The organism is Streptomyces sp. MA5143a (assembly GCF_900290235.1).
Classification (GTDB): domain Bacteria; phylum Actinomycetota; class Actinomycetes; order Streptomycetales; family Streptomycetaceae; genus Streptomyces.
Genome location: NZ_OLMK01000102.1, coordinates 80,612 through 96,394, shown reverse-complemented (window position 1 = coordinate 96,394; position 15,783 = coordinate 80,612). Strand labels below are relative to the sequence as shown.

Annotated in this window: 8 protein-coding genes and 1 pseudogene; 6 read left to right on the top strand and 3 right to left on the bottom strand. The window is 69.5% G+C overall.

Annotated elements, in window-relative coordinates:
- The first annotated feature begins 244 nt into the window (after window positions 1–244).
- From SMA5143A_RS36125 to SMA5143A_RS36115, 3 genes are all read left to right on the top strand, one after another.
- Entirely contained in the window at window positions 245–3,799 is a 3,555-nt protein-coding gene (locus SMA5143A_RS36125) for a ThuA domain-containing protein (protein WP_107467043.1), read from the top strand.
- 69 nt (window positions 3,800–3,868) lie between these two features.
- Window positions 3,869–5,362 carry an arabinofuranosidase catalytic domain-containing protein gene (locus SMA5143A_RS36120; protein WP_107467042.1) on the top strand — a complete coding sequence of 498 codons (1,494 nt, stop codon included), beginning with the start codon at window positions 3,869–3,871 and terminating at the stop codon, window positions 5,360–5,362.
- A 28-nt stretch (window positions 5,363–5,390) separates the two neighbouring features.
- Window positions 5,391–6,734, top strand: a complete 1,344-nt coding sequence (locus SMA5143A_RS36115; RefSeq protein ID WP_181362180.1) for a ricin-type beta-trefoil lectin domain protein — start codon at window positions 5,391–5,393, stop codon at window positions 6,732–6,734.
- Between the two features lie 57 nt (window positions 6,735–6,791).
- On the opposite strand, the gene SMA5143A_RS36110 is transcribed toward SMA5143A_RS36115, so the two are convergent.
- Together SMA5143A_RS36110 and SMA5143A_RS36105 are read right to left on the bottom strand one after the other, a co-directional pair.
- A complete protein-coding gene (locus tag SMA5143A_RS36110; protein WP_107467065.1) occupies window positions 6,792–8,504 on the bottom strand; it encodes a lectin in 1,713 nt (570 codons plus the stop codon).
- 29 nt (window positions 8,505–8,533) lie between these two features.
- Window positions 8,534–11,371 (bottom strand): carbohydrate-binding protein, encoded by a 2,838-nt coding sequence (locus SMA5143A_RS36105; protein WP_107467041.1) that lies wholly within the window; start codon window positions 11,369–11,371, stop codon window positions 8,534–8,536.
- 442 nt (window positions 11,372–11,813) lie between these two features.
- Between SMA5143A_RS36105 and SMA5143A_RS44295 the strand changes: the two are divergent.
- Together SMA5143A_RS44295 and SMA5143A_RS36095 are read left to right on the top strand one after the other, a co-directional pair.
- A pseudogene (locus tag SMA5143A_RS44295) lies at window positions 11,814–12,146 on the top strand (hypothetical protein); the annotation flags it as partial.
- A 279-nt stretch (window positions 12,147–12,425) separates the two neighbouring features.
- The gene (locus SMA5143A_RS36095) at window positions 12,426–13,262 is read left to right on the top strand and encodes a PIG-L family deacetylase (protein ID WP_107467040.1); all 837 of its coding nucleotides are present in this window, start codon (window positions 12,426–12,428) and stop codon (window positions 13,260–13,262) included.
- Window positions 13,263–13,283: 21 nt separating this feature from the next.
- On the opposite strand, the gene SMA5143A_RS36090 is transcribed toward SMA5143A_RS36095, so the two are convergent.
- On the bottom strand, window positions 13,284–15,023 hold the full coding sequence (locus SMA5143A_RS36090; RefSeq protein ID WP_107467039.1) for a VanW family protein: 1,740 nt from the start codon (window positions 15,021–15,023) through the stop codon (window positions 13,284–13,286).
- 273 nt (window positions 15,024–15,296) lie between these two features.
- Between SMA5143A_RS36090 and SMA5143A_RS36085 the strand changes: the two genes are divergently transcribed.
- Window positions 15,297–15,773 carry a hypothetical protein gene (locus SMA5143A_RS36085; protein ID WP_107467038.1) on the top strand — a complete coding sequence of 159 codons (477 nt, stop codon included), beginning with the start codon at window positions 15,297–15,299 and terminating at the stop codon, window positions 15,771–15,773.
- Window positions 15,774–15,783 lie beyond the last annotated feature (10 nt).

Sequence of the window (15,783 nt, the reverse complement as noted above, 5' to 3'; positions counted from 1 at the left end):
CCATCGATATTGACTGTTGCGAAACCCCGCTGCATGCTGACCGGCAGACCACGGGAGACCGTCACATCCGGTGTGACGCCCCCCTTCTCTTCCGTAGGGACTTGACTGCCCGTCACGGCGGACGGGACGACGAGCTGACGGCACACGCGTGCCTCCGAGGCGCTTTTGCACTCTGGCGCATCGGAGGTGCGGCCCGCGCGTGCCCGTGGTCATGCCATCGTTGCTCCGCCGAATAGGAGACGGCATGCGTCGCATCACATTAATCTTCGGGGCGATCGCGAGCGTGCTCCTGTCGCTCGTCATCGCCCAACCGGCGTCAGCGGCGCCGGCCTTCCGAGCCCTGGTCTTCACGAAGACGGTCGGCTACCGGCACGATTCGATCCCGGCCGGCCTGACGATGTTCCGTGAGCAGGCGGCGGCCAACAACTTCGAGTTGGTCCACAGCGAGGACTCAAGCGTTTTCACCCCGGCGAATCTCGCCACCTTCGACGTGCTCATCATGTTCCAGACCTCGGGAATGGTGTGGACCACGGCCTCGCAACGTCAGGCGGTGGAGGGCTATCTCGCCAGCGGCAAGGGCATCGTCTCGATCCACAACGCCACGGACATGGGCATCGAGAATGAATACCCGTGGTGGGACCAGACCGTCAACGGCGGCGCACACATGCCGGAGCACTCCCCCGGCGTGCTGTCCGGCACCGCCGTCGTCGCGGACAAGAAGCACCCGTCGACAGCCGGCCTGCCGGACCGTTGGAACCGCAGCGAGGAGTGGTACAACTTCGACCGCAACCCCCGTGGCGACGTCCACGTCCTGGTCACCGCGGACGAGCGTACGTACAACCCGGGCCCCCGTGCCATGGGGCCGGACCACCCCATCTCCTGGTGCCGCAACACCGGCGGCGGCCGCGTGTGGGCCACCGCCATGGGGCACGCCAGCGCGGCCTACAGCGAGACCCATTTCCGCAATCACGTCCTCGGGGGCGTCAAGTGGGCGGCCGGCAAGGAGTCCGGCGACTGCGGCGGCACCGTGTGGGGCAACTTCGAGAAGCGCACTCTCGACGACAACACCGCGGACCCGATGGCCCTCGCGGTCGCCCCGGACGGGCGGGTGCTCTACGTCCAGCGGGGCGGACAGCTGAAGATCTTCAAACCGACCACCAACAGGACCGTGACAGCCGCCACGCTCAGCGTCTACACCGGCGGCGAGGACGGCCTCACCGGACTGGCGCTCGACCCCGACTTCGCCAAGAACGGCTACGTGTACCTGTATCACTCCCCGGCCGGAGTCCCGAACGACATCAACCGGGTCTCCCGGTTCACGCTCACCGGCGACACCCTGAACATGTCGAGCCAGGTGACGATCATCGACATCCCCGCGACCCGTGACCGCACGTTCGCCGAGCCCGGGCACACGGGCGGCTACATCGAGTTCGGCCCCGACAAGAACCTCTACATCGGCACCGGGGACGACGTCCCACCGAACCTCGACCCCAACTGGCAGGGCTACGCCCCGCTGGACTGGCGGCAGGGCAAGGCCAACCTCGACGCCGCCCGCACCGCCGGCAACACCAACGACCTGCGGGGAAAGCTCCTGCGCATCCGGCCGTCGGCCGACGGCGGCTACACCGTCCCGGCCGGCAACCTCTACCCGCAGGGCACGGCGCAGACCCGGCCGGAGATCTACGCGATGGGCTTCCGCAACCCGTTCCGCTTCTCGATCGACCCGGAGAACGGCTGGGTCTACCTCGCCGACTACGGCCCGGACCGGAACCCGCCCACCACCAACCGCGGCCCCGAGGGGCTCGTCGAGCTCAACGTCATCAAGACACCGGGCAACTACGGCTGGCCGTTCTGCCACGGCGACAACCAGGCCTACGCGCCCTACAACCCGAGCACCGGCGCCGTCGGCGCCAAGTTCAACTGCAACGCGCCGGTCAACAACTCGCCGAACAACACCGGCCTGACCAACCTCAAGCCGATCGTCGCGCCCAACATGTGGTACGGCTACGGCGTCTCACCGAACTTCCCCGAACTCGGCTCCGGCGGCTCGGGGCCGATGGGCGGACCGGTCTACCGCTACGACGCCTCGAACCCGTCCGAGACGAAGTTCCCGCCCTACTACGACGGGGTCCACTTCTTCTACGAGTGGTCGCGCCACACCGTCAAGGAGGTCCACTTCGACTCCGCGACCGCGGTCACCCGGACCAACCCCTTCATGCCCGGCGCCAAGTTCCTCAAGCCGATGGACATGGAGTTCGGGCCCGACGGCTCGCTGTACCTGCTCGAATGGGGCAACAACTTCTCCGGTGGCAACAACGACTCGGGGCTCTACCGCATCGACTACAACCACGGCGGACGGTCACCGATCGCCAAGGCCACCGGGACGCCCACCAACGGGGAAGCCCCACTGAACGTGCAGTTCAGCAGCGCGGGGTCCACGGACCCCGATCCCGGCAGCACGCTCACCCATCAGTGGACGTTCGGCGACGGCACCACGTCCACGGCGGCCGACCCGTCACACACCTACACCGCCAACGGCAACTACACCGCCCAGCTCAAGGTCACCGACAACACCGGCAGGACGGCCTTCGCCAACGTGCCGATCACCGTGGGCAACACCGCACCGACCGTCACCCTCACCCTTCCGTCCAACGGCGGCATGCTGGACTTCGGTGACCGCGTCCCGTACAAGGTGTCCGTCTCGGACCCCGGCGGCGGGCCCGTCGACTGCGCCAAGGTGTTCGTCAATCCCGCCCTCGGCCACGACGACCACCAGCACGAGACCACGGACCACCCGGGGTGCTCGGGCACCATCGACACGTCGCTGCTGGGCGGGCACCCCGACGGCGCCAACCTGTACTACGTCCTCAACGCCCGCTACACCGACGACGGCGGCCCCGGCGGAGCGAGCCCGCTCACCGGCTACGCCCAGGCGATCCTCCAGCCCAAGCACAAGCAGGCCGAGTTCTACACGGACCAGTCGGGTGTGCAGATCGTGGAGCAGGCCGGCGCGGAGAGCGGCAAGCGGGTCGGCGACATCTCCGACGGCGACTGGATCGCGTTCAAACCGATGAGCCTGTCGGGCGTCACGAGCGTGCGCTACCGGCTGTCGTCGCCGAGCGGCGGCGGATCGATCGAACTGCGCGCCGACTCCCCGACCGGCACGCTCCTGGCCACGACACCGGTGCCCAGCACCGGCGGCTGGAACACCTACCAGTCCACGTCGGCGGTGAACACAGCCGATCTCTCCGGCTCGCACCCGCTCTACCTGGTGTTCAAGGGCACCTCGAACAACTGGTTCGACCTCGACTCGCTCACCTTCGGCGGCAACGGGGTCGGCGAACCGGGCAGCGGAGGTGGCGGTGGCGTCGCCGGTCGGACCTGGACGGTCGCGGCGCAGCACAGTGGCAAGTTCATGGACGTCAACGGCGCCTCGACCGATGACGGCGCCCAGGTCGTCCAGTGGCCGGCCACCGGCGCCGGCAACCAGAAGTGGCAGGCCGTCGACGCCGGTGGCGGCGCCGTCTATCTGAAGGCGGCGCACAGCGACAAGTGCCTCGCCGTCACGGGCGGGTCCACCACCCAGGGGGCGTTCCTTCAGCAGTCCACCTGCAACAACGGCAATCCGCAGAAGTTCCTCGTCACCCCGTCGACCACTGCGGGCGTGTACACGATGAAGAGCGTTCCCAGTGGACTGTGCGTCGACGTCAACGGCGGCTCGACGGCCGACGGCGCACGGCTCCTGCAATGGAGCTGCCACAGCGGCACCAACCAGCAGTGGCGGTTCACCGCCGTATAGCCCGTCCGGTGGATGCCCGGCGCGGTTGCGCGCCGGGCATCCCTTCCCACGACCAGGTGAGGAACCGCCATGGTCTTTCGCATACCCAGTCCCCGCTGGTACGGACGTCTGTCCGCGCTGGGCGCCGCCCTGGTGCTGGTCGCCGTCGGCGCCACGGCGGTGGCGGCACCGATCGAGCCCGGGCAGAGCGCCACGCTCGTGGGCGCGCAGTCCGGCCGCTGTCTGACCGTGCCCGGTGCCGGCACCGCCAACGGCACCCAGACCCAACTCCAGGACTGCACCGGCGCGGCCGGCCAGACCTGGACCTACACCGCCGGCAAACAGCTGACCGTCAACGGCAACAAGTGCCTGGACGCCAGCGGAAGCGGCACCACCAACGGCACCCAGGTCATCATCTGGGACTGCAACGGCCAGAACAACCAACAGTGGAACGTCAACGCGGGCGGCACCATCACCGGCGTCCAGTCCGGACTCTGCCTCGACGCCAACGCCGGCGGCACCGCCAACGGCACCAGGATCATCCTCTGGTCCTGCAACGGCGGCACCAACCAGCAGTGGAGCTCACCGACCCCGCCGCCGGACCCGCCGGTGCCGGGCGGCGCGGGCACGTGCGACATCTACGCCTCGGGCGGCACCCCCTGCGTCGCCGCCCACAGCACCGTACGAGCCCTCTACGGCACCTACAGCGGCAACCTCTACCAGGTCCGGCGCTCGTCCGACAGCACGACCCGGAACATCGGCGTCCGGAGCGCGGGGGGCGCCGCCGACGCGGCGGCGCAGGACTCGTTCTGCGCGGGAACCGCCTGTGTCATCACCGTCGTCTACGACCAGTCCGGCCGCGGGAACGACCTGTGGTACCAGGGTTCGAGTGTGGTTCCCGGCTCCCCCCAGAGCCGTCCGGCGACCGCGACCTCGGAGTCCCTGACGGTCGGCGGCAGCAAGGCCTACTCGCTCTACATCAACCCCGGCAACAGCTACTGGCGGGACGGCCACCTGACCGGCGTGCCGACCGGCAGCGCCCCCGAAGGCATGTACATGGTGACCAGCGGCACCCATGTCAACGGCGGCTGCTGCTTCGACTACGGCAACAGTGAGACGACCCGGGCGGCCGACGCGGCCGGGGCGATGGACGCGATCAACTTCAGCACCCAGTGCTGGTTCGGCGGGTGCGCCGGCCGAGGTCCATGGGTCCAGGCCGACCTCGAATGGGGGCTCTACTCCGGTGGAAGTCAGAGCTGGAACTCGAACCAGCGGGCCTTCACCAGCAAGTTCGTGACGGCGATGTTGAAGAACAACGGGACGAGCCGTTTCGCGCTCAGGGGTGCCAACGCCCAGACCGGAAGCCTGACCACGCTCTGGGACGGCGCGCTGCCGCCCGGCTACAGCCCCATGAAGAAGCAGGGCGCCATCATCCTCGGCAGCGGTGGTGACTGCTGCAAGCCCGGCGGCGGCGCGAACCTCAGCGCCGGCACCTTCTACGAGGGCGCGATGGTGTCCGGCTACCCGTCCGACGCGACCGACAACGCGGTACAGGCCAACATCGTCGCGGCCGGCTACCGCTGAATCGCTCATCCATGAAGGGAGAAACATGATGCGACAAGGCACCGACCGTCACCGATGGCGCACACCGATCGCCGTGGCCATCGCCCTGTTACTCGCCGCGGCCGGCATCAGCGGCATCGGACTGACGTCCGCCGCCGCGGCCGAGGCCCCCTCCGCCGCCCCGAGCGCCGGATGCGGCAAGCCGCCCACGCTGTCGAGTGGTCCGCGCTCGATCCAGAGCAGCGGCAGGACGCGGAACTACATCCTCCGGGTGCCCGCCACCTACGACAACAACCGCCCGTACCGAGTGGTCTTCGGCTTCCACTGGAACGGCGGCACCGCCAATGACGTCGACTCGGGCGGAACCAGCGGATACCCCTGGTCGTACTACGGTCTGCGCGCGATCTCGAACGACAGCGCGATCTTCGTCGCGCCCCAGGGCCTCGGCAACGGCTGGGCCAACTCGGGCGGCGAGGATCTGACCTTCGTGGACGACATGGTCAGGCAGCTCGACGCGGGCCTGTGTATCGACACGAACCAGCGCTTCGCCGGGGGCTTCAGCTACGGCGGCGGCATGAGCTTCGCCCTCGCGTGCGCCCGGCCGACCGTGTTCCGCGCGGTCGCCGTGTACGCGGGCGGCCAGTTGAGCGGGTGCAACGGCGGTACGCAGCCGGTCGCGTACATCGGACTGCACGGCTTGCGGGACCCGGTCCTCCCGATCGCCACGGGGCGTTCACTGCGTGACAGGTTCGTGCGGAACAACGGCTGCACTGCCCAGAACCCGCCGGAGCCGGCGCGGGGCAGCCTCACGCATGTCGTCACGACCTACTCGGGGTGCCGTGCCGGCTACCCCGTGGCGTGGGCCGCCTTCGACGCGGGCCACACGCCGGGTCCTGTCGATGGATCGCCCGGCGACTACGAACCGGGTGAGAGGTCATGGACCCGGGCGGTGGTGTGGAACTTCTTCACGCAGCTCGACGGCTCGACGCCGACCCCGCCGGACCCGCCGAACCCGACCACGTTCCGGCTGCGCAGCGAGGGTGCGGGCCGGTGCCTGGACGTCAACGGCGCGAACGCCGCCAACGGCACACCGTTGATCGTCTGGGACTGCCACAGCAACGCCAACCAGCAGTTCACGCAGAACGGTCAGGCGCTACAGGTGCTGGGCAAGTGCCTGAACGTTCCCACCGGCGCCGCCGCCGGCACGCGGGTGCAGATCCAGGACTGCAACGGTGGCGCCAACCAGCAGTGGGCCCTCAACAGCAACGGCACGATCCGCAACGCTCAGAACGGCTTGTGCCTGGACGTCAACGGCGCGGGCACCGCCAACGGCTCCGCGGTCGTCGTGTGGAGCTGCCACGACGGCGCCAACCAGCGCTGGACGCGAGCCTAGACACACGAGAGGGCCACCTCCCCTGGGGAGGTGGCCCTTGCGTCGTGCCGCGTCAGCTCACGGCAGGGTCCACTTCTGGTTGGCCCCGCCGTGGCAGGACCACAGGTGCACGAGGGTGCCGTCCGAGGAGCCCCCGCCCGACACGTCCAGGCACTTGCCCGACCGCGGGTTCCGCAGCGACCCGTCCGGGTAAGCCTGCCAGTTCTGGTTGACACCACCGTTGCAGGACCACAGCACGACTCTCGCGCCGTCCGCCGTACTGCCACCGCTGACATCCAGGCACTTGCCCAACGCCTTGACCGTCGACCCCGGCGCCACCGTCCACTGCTGCCTCGCCGAACCGGTACACGACGAGATCTGCACCGCCGTCCCATCCGCGGAACCGCCGTCCCGGACATCCAGGCACTTGCCCGCGACCCCCACGATCGGACCCGTGCCGGGGGTGGGTTGCGGGCTGCCGCCCAGCTCCTTGATCCGGACGTTGCGGAACGACACGTCGTCCCCCGCGCCGTGGTTCTGGATGCCGATGTGCCCGGCGAGCGAACGGGCGGGATCGGTGTTGGTGAAGTCGTTGATCTTCACGCCGTTGAGCCAGACCTGGAGCCGCTCGCCCTCCACCAGCACCTCGAAGGTGTTCCACTCGCCCGGCGGGTTGAGCGCCGCGTCCCGGGCGGCCGTGTCCGGTGCCTTGACGGCGTAGATCGATCCCGTCGTGCGGTCGGGCGCGTCGGTGGCGTCGATCTGGACCTCGTATCCGCTGTCCAGTGCCGACTGCGGATCGTTCGTCGGCGGGAAGCCCACGACCACGCCGGAGTTGTCGTCGCCGGGCATCTTCCAGTCCAGCTTCAGCGAGTAGTTGGTGAACTGCTTGGCGCTGTACCAGAGCATGCCCATGCCGCCGTACGAGGCGAGGGTGGCGTCCGCGTTGGTGAAGCCGCCCGGGCCGGCCTGCGACCAGCCGGTGGTCGAGCCGTTGTAGAGGGCGGTATAGCCGGTCTCGGGCCGGCAGTCGGCCTTGGTCCGGCCCGCCGCGTACCGGATGCCGCCGAGCAGATGCGCCCGGAACGCCGGCTCCGCGTACCCCGCCTGGCTGTGCCCTCCGCCGGTGTAGAAGGCCCGGCCACCCGAGAGGGTCTTGCACCAGCTGTGCGGGTGGTCGGCACCCATCGAGCCACCCGAGTACGACGACTCGTCCAGCGTGGTGAGCACGCGCGCGGTGGTGCGGGGGTTGGTCCGGAAGTTGTACCACTCGTCGGTGCGGGTCCAGGTCTGCGGCAGATGGGCGGTCGCCGCGTGCGCCCGCCCCTCCACCTTGACGTTGGCCTGCTGGACGGCGGGGTGCGAGGCGAAGTAGGCGCCGACCAGATCGCCGTAGAACGGCCAGTTGTACTCCGTGTCCGCGGCCGAGTGGACGCCGACGAAGCCGCCGCCCGAGCCGATGTACGACTGGAACGCCGACTGCTGGGCGTCGTTCAGGACGTCGCCGGTGGTGTTGAGGAAGACGACCGCCTCGTATCGGCTCAGGTTGCCGGTGGTGAACTGGTTGCCGTCCTCCGTGGCCGTCACCGTGAAACTGTTCGCCGCGCCGAGGTCGCGGATGGCCTGGATCCCCGCCGGGATCGAGTCGTGCCGGAAACCGGCCGTCTTGGAGAACACGAGGACGTCGTAGGCCGTGTCCGCGGCATGGACGGGGTGGGGCTGCCCGAGGAGGACCAGGGTGGCGAGTGCCGTGGCCGCCCCACCGAGCAGGGTTCGGGGTTGTCCGCGCATGTGCGTCGCTCCCTTCTTGGTGACCGACATCAGGGAAGGGTCCATTTCTGGTTGGCTCCGCCGTGGCAGGTCCACAGGTGCACGAGGGTGCCGTCCGAGGAGCCCCCGCCCGACACGTCCAGGCACTTGCCCGACTGCGGGTTGCGCAGCGATCCGTCCGGATAGGTCTGCCAGTTCTGGTTGGCGCCGCCGTTGCAGGACCACAGCACGACTCTCGCGCCGTCCGCCGTACTGCCACCGCTGACGTCCAGGCACTTGCCCAGCGCCTTGGCCGTCGACCCCGGCGCCACCGTCCACTGCTGCCTCGCCGAACCGGTACACGACGAGATCTGCACCGCCGTCCCATCGGCGGAACTCCCGTCACGGACGTCGAGACACTTGCCCGCGACCCCCACGATCGGGCCCGCGGACGGGCCCCCGCCGGTGTCGAAGGTGAACGCGTCGACGTCGAAGAGGAATCCGGAGCCGCCGGCGAAGGTCAGATAGAGCGTGGTGGTGCCGGCCGGCGCACCGGAGACCGAGCCGTTGACCGTGGTGAAGTTCGTCCATGACCCGGTGACCGGGACGGTGACGGAGCCGAGGACGGTGCCGGTCGGCGAGCCGGCCCGGATCTGCAACGTGCCGCCCGCGCCGGCCGACGACACCCGGGCACTGAAGGACGTGGCGTTGCTCAGCTTGTACGGCTCGAACGCGATCCAGTCGCCGTTCTCGATGTCGCCGACGGACTTGCCGCCCTCGGCGGTCGACTTGTCCAAGGTGGTGACGCCGGACGACGTCTTGTAGTGCTCGGCCTGGCGGTGCTTGGGCTGGAGGAGGTGCTGCGTGTGCGTGGTGAGCCCGGCGTTGTCGGTGTACTCGGCGTCGAAGACCCCGAAGATGTTCGCCGCGTCGTCGTGCTCACCGTCGACCGGGATGGTGATCGTGCCGGAGCAACCGGTCTTCGAGGTGACCGGGTGGCCGTGGCTGTCGTGACCGACGATGTACGTCATCTTGACCTTGGCGCAGTCGACGGTGCCGTCCTCCGGATCCGTCACCGTGATACTGAAGGGCACGGTGTCGCCGAAGGCGAAGATCTCCCCCGCGGCGGGTCTGTTGATGGTCACGGTCGGCGCGGTGTTGCCGACGGTGATCCGCACGTCGGCGGTGGCGGTGGCACCCTGCGGATCGCGCACGGTCAGTGTGGCGGTGTAGTTCCCGTTCGTGGTGTACGTCTTCGTCGGGTTGGCGGCGGTGGAGCTGGTGCCGTCGCCGAAGCTCCACGCGTAGGTCAGTGCCCCGCCGTCCGGGTCGGACGAGCCGGCCGAGGAGAAGGTCACGGTCAGCGGTGCCGTGCCGGAGGTCCGGTTGGCGCCGGCCACCGCCGTGGGCGCGCGGTTGCCGACGCCGACGTAGTCGAAGCGGTACAGGGCGGAGTTCTGGTCGCCCTGGTAATACCCGGTGCCGTAGTCCAGCACGTAGTAGGAGCCGTCCGGGCCGAAGGCCGAGTCGATCACCTGCTTGCCGTTCCAGGGGAAGCTGTCGATGGTGCCCGGGGAGCCGTCGGCGTTGAGGTGGATCGGCTTGATCCAGCCGCGGCCGAACTCCGTGGCGAAGAACTGCCCGTCGAACGACTGGGGGAACTTCGTGGGCGAGCCGAGGTCGGGGTCGTACCGGTACACCGGGCCCGCCATCGGCGACTCCGAGCCGCCGCCGAACGCCGGCGGGCTGCCCGCGTCGCCGCCGTAGCGGATCCAGGCCGGTTTGGCGGGCGGCAGCGTGCTCAGGCCGGTGTTGCGGAACGAGTTGTTCGTCGCCCCGCCCGAGCAGTTGTACTTCGGGCCCGCCGTGTTGGTGGCGAAGTCCCACTCGGCGAACGTCTCGGCGTTCGTGTTCGTGCCGTTGCAGTACGGCCAGCCGTAGAAACCCGGGCCCGTGACGCGGTTGAACTCGACCTGGCCCTGCGGGCCGCGCGCCGAGGTGGCCCCGGCGTCGGGGCCGTAGTCGCCGACGTAGACGACACCGGTGGCCTTGTCCACGCTCATCCGGAACGGGTTGCGCAGGCCCATGGCGTAGATCTCCGGCCGCGTCCTGGCCGTGCCGGGTGCGAACATGTTGCCGGCCGGGATCGAGTACGACCCGTCGCCGTTCACCTTGATCCGCAGGATCTTGCCGCGCAGGTCGTTGGTGTTGGCGGCGGTGCGCTGCGCGTCGAACGCCGGGTTGCGGTTGGTCCGTTCGTCGAGTGGGGCATATCCGGCGGACTCGAACGGGTTGGTGTCGTCGCCGGTGGACAGGTACAGGTTGCCTGCCGCGTCGAAGTCGATGTCCCCGCCGGCGTGGCAGCAGATGCCGCGGTCGGCCGGCACGTCGAGGACATCCACTTTGCTGGACTGGTTGATCGTGAAGTCGCTGTTGAGCGTGAACCGGGAGAGACGGTTGACACCCTGCCACGTCGACCAGGTGCCGCCGGTGGTCGGTGCGTCGCCTCCCGGTGTGGACAGCGGCGGGGCGTAGTAGAGGTAGATGTGCCGGTTGGTGGCGAAACCCGGGTCGATGCCGATGCCTTGGAGGCCGTCCTCGTCGTGCGCGTAGACGGGGATGGTGCCGATGACCGTGGTGGTGCCGTTGGCATCGGTGCGGCGCACGGTCCCGTTGCGGGCGGTGTGCAGTACCGACCGGTCGGCGAGCACGGCCAGCGACATCGGCTCACCGACCTCCGACACGCCGCGGGCCAGCTGGACCTGCTGGAAGTCCGCGGCGTTGATCGGGTGCGCCGAGGCCGGCGTCGCGCCGGACAGGTTCGCGATGAGAGCGGCCGCGACCAGGAGCAGAGCCGAACCGATGGCCGGCCAACGGGTGGCTGCGGCCCTCCTTATTTTCATGAACATGACAATGCTGTCCCCTTCCTGAACAGGATGACTGCCAGGCTTGGGGCGCGCGCTGCCGCGCCGATGCCGTAGCGGGATGTCGCCGCGTCGGCCCGCCAGGAGTGTCCGGCGGGCCACTACGCCGAGCGGGGGCAACCGCTCGGAAACACCAGAAGTCGACGGCTACCGCGCTGTCGGGTCACATCGACGCCCCTGATGGTCTGTCAGCAAGGCTAGGAGACTCCAGCCCGACGTGTCCACACTTCCCTCCGGATCAACCGGCCTTTCGGGCTCGGGCCGTCCGTCCATCCGTCCGTCCGTCCGTCCGTCCGTCCGTCCGGATCATGCCGGCTCCGGACCACGACGCGTTGGTGCCGGCGGAGGGGCTGAGGCTGTCGGCCGGTTCGAGCAGAGTTCGTGCGCCTGGGTCCTAACGCAGCGCGGCGGCGACGAGGCCGTCGAAGGACAGGGAGCCTGCCAGGCACTGGAGGACGCGGTCACCCTCGCCGCCGCCCTCGGCACCGAGTCCAGCGTCGAGGCCGCACTCGCGCGCTACGACGCCGAGCGCCGGCCCCGCAGCCAGGCCGTCGCACGGGCTGCCCGGCTGGCCGGCAGAATGGGCCACCAGCTTTCCCACCCACTGGCCGTCACGCTGCGGAATACGGCGATGCGACTGACACCATCCCGGGTCACCACACGTATGATCCTGCGTCATCACGCCTGGGTCCCGCCGTCGCCGAACTGCGGGACTGGACCGAGGCCGGCATCTGGCCGCGCCTGCACGCCGCGTGGCTGACCGAGCTTCGCCACGGAACCCCGCTCGCCGTGACGTGGGGGGTTCTTCCAGCCGCCGGACGTGTCGTCCTGATGCACGTGCTCGTCTTCGAAAACCAAGCGTCCGTGCTGGGAACATCCGGCACGGTCGGTGCGGTTGATCAAGTGAGGGGCCGGGACCACACACGTCGGGATCACGGGGGGCGGCAAGGCGTCCGCCCGCGCCGAGGCCCGGACCCCCAGGGCTTGCGGCATGTCGCCGCGCTTGGATCAAGACGTAGGTCTGTAGGAGGACTGATTCGTGGCTGGACGGCCCCTGACGCTCATGGCAGTACACGCCCACCCGGACGACGAGGCCACGGGAACCGGAGGGGTCCTCGCGCGGTACGCGGCGGAAGGCATTCGCACGGTTCTCGTGACATGTACCGACGGCGGCTGCGGTGACGGCCCCGGGGGTGTCAAGCCCGGCGACCCAGGACACGATCCGGCTGCGGTCGCCTCGATCCGCCGTCGAGAACTCGAGGCAAGCTGCGAGGTCCTGAAGATCAGCGATCTGGAGATGCTCGGTTACGCCGACTCCGGGATGGTGGGCTGGCCGAGCAACGACGCCCCCGAAGCCTTCTGGCAGACCCCCGTGGAGAAGGGCGCGGCCCGACTCGCGGACCTCATGCGGCACTACCGACCTGATGTGGTCGTCACCTACGACGAGAACGGCTTCTACGGTCACCCCGACCACATCCAGGCCCACCGCATCACGATGGCGGCGCTGGAGATGACCGAGGACCTGGCACCGAAGGTGTACTGGACCACGATGCCCCGCTCGGCGATGCGGCGGTTCGGCGAGCTCATGCGCGAGTTCCATCCGGACATGCCGGAGCCGGATCCCACCGAGGCCGCCGCGCTGGCCGAGATCGGCCTCCCCGACGACGAGATCACCACATGGGTGGACACCACCGCGTTCAGTGGTCAGAAGTTCGACGCGTTGGCCGCGCACGCCAGCCAGGGCGAGAACATCTTCTTCCTCGGGATGGGCAAGGAGAGGTTCGGCGAGTTCATGGGCGTGGAGACGTTCGTACGCGTCCAGGACACCACCGGCGCCGCCCTGCCCGAGAGCGATCTCTTCGCCGGCCTGCGCTGACCCGCCTGCCCGAGGGGCGGATCACCGGCCGTCGGGGCTGCCGTTGTCCGAAGGCTGGGGGGCTTCGCAGGTGATCTCGTCGCGGGGCGTGTAGTGGGTGTGGAACGGCTCGCGCTTCACCACCTTGCCGTCGTCGTGGAAGACGCGCTCGACGGTGACGTCGAAGCCTTCGAGCGGGGTCTGCGGCACGCACTTCTCGTCGGTGCTCACCTGCTTCTCCGGCGGCCGCACCTGGGTCCGGGGGCCCTTCACCGACTCGATCTCGTCGTACTTCTTCGTCCCGAGGAAGGTGACGGTCACCGAGGTGTCCGTGGCCTCGGCCTGGATGTAGAGGGCGTGGCCGGAGTCGTTGGCGAACCTGAGATCGAGGCTGCCCCAGGCGACCGTCGCCTCACGGCCCTCCGGGTACCGCTCGATGTAGAACGAGTGGGCGCCGTGCTCCACCGGCTTGACCCCGGCGAAGAACATCGCGTTGTACATGGTCGTGGCCACGGCGGAGACACCGCCGCCCGGCGCCTCCGTGAACTTGTCGTCGAGGATCATGATGCCGTCGACGAAGCCGTTGGCCGGGGTGCGCTCCCCCACGGTCCGGTTGAAGCTCCAGGTCTCGCCGGGCTGGACGACGGAGCCGTTGATGAGCTGCGCGGCCCGCCCGATGTTCTTCGTCCGGTACGGGGCCGGTTCGAAGTTGACCGTGAAGGAGGACATCTTCTCCGTCAGTCCCAGCCGCGCCGCGTTCTCGCGGGTCACCTCCGGCTGGATCCGTCGCACGGCCACGTCCCCGCTGCGGGCGGCGCCCGTCTTGGTGAGCAGCGGCAGCACGGCCTTGGTCAGCGCCTGGTCGGTGACCTGCGTGCCGGGCCGGGCGTCGTCGGCCACCACGACCCGGTCGCCGTCCAGCCGCAGTCGGGCGTTCTCGGCCGCCGTGGTCAGGCCGGCCAGGGGGCGGGCCACCGCGGGGGCGGAGCGCAGCCCCTTGCCGTCCAGTTTCGGGATCAGTTCGCCGGAGTCGTCCGGCCGCATCGTCAGGTGCTCGCCCACGACGGCTGGGCTGAGCGTGAACTGCCTGCCGCCCGCGGTGAGCGTGACGGGCGCCGACATGGCGGGCCGGGCGAAGTCACGCACGGCCCGGCGTACCTCCGCCGCCGCCACCTTCGGCTCGGTCTCGCGGGTCGGAAGTGTCGTGACCGTGTTCGTCGGGCCGTGCAGGAAGGAGCTCCGCAGGGTGTCGGCCGCGGCGTCCACCTCCAGTGCGTACCCACGGCGTGGGGTGACCTGCTCGACGTGGCCCCTCTCGAAGGTCACGGCTCCGTCGCGCACCTTCTGGTCGAGGTTCCGTGCCAGTTTCCCGAGGGCGGTGCGGGCCTTGCTCTCGTCGAGTGCTACGACCGGCTCGATGTCGTCCCCCGAGCGGAAGAACGCGCCGATCACGCCGAACGGATCGGAGGCGGTGCGCGCGGCCCGGTCGACGGTCCGCTCGGTGTCGAAGGTGAGTCCGGCCCGGCGAGGGTCGACGGTCCCCTTCCGGTCCCCGACCTTCACGGCCAGCTTCCTCTCACCGGCCGCCGCCAGGTGATCGTCCAGCTTGCGGACGGCTTCCGCGCGGCTGAGGCCCCCGATGTCCACCCCGCGCACCGTCGTCCCCGCTTCGATCTCACCCCCCGTGACGAGCAGCCCGGCCAGATAGAGACCGCCGAGGCCCACGGTCAGTGCGCCGCCGGTCAGGGCGAGGGGCGGCACGGAGGCTATTCGAAGGCGCATGGGTCTCCCGGACCGGGGATCGGTGGGTGGCGCGTGCGGTCACACGGCGCCATGGACGGGCGAGCACCCCAAGCTACCCATAGCGGGGCAAGAGAGCGTATGTCGCATATCACTCTCGTCATGGATCACATCGGACAATCCGGGGCGCGATGAGGGCCGGGACCGTCGGCTTGGCCTCTGTGTGGGCGGTCGCCGGTCCTAGTGCTTTCTTCCGAGACGCGTTGCGCCAGGAGACCGATTCGCGCCGGTCGGGGCATCCCTACTGTCGAGCGCATGAGTGACGCACCGCACAGGACCTCCTACGACGCCGCGCTGGACGCCGTCAGGGGCTACGCGCACAGCGACGCCGTCGCGGTGCGCGAGGCGTTGGCCGGTCTGGACGCGCGGGCCTGGACGGAGGTGTACGCCGTCCTGGGCGGTCTGCTGCGCTCCACCATCAGCATCATGGAGCTGACCGGCAGGCACTGGAAGCTGGACGACCTCGTCCGGTACACCGACGAGGTCTCCGCCGCGGCCCCGCCCCACTACGAGTTCGCCATGGCCGAGGCGACGCGGGCCTGGGCACGCGGGGACCAGCCGATGATGCGGGCGACCTCGGGCCGGGACATCCAGGGGGCCGTCCACATGTCGGCCATAGGTGTCGCCGTGCTGGGCCTGGCCCTGTGGGGCAGCAGCGGGCTCCTCGACGTCCTGGAGGAGTTCCGCGCGACCGCCGACGCACTCGTGCACGACCCGCCGACCGTCACCTGACGGACAACGA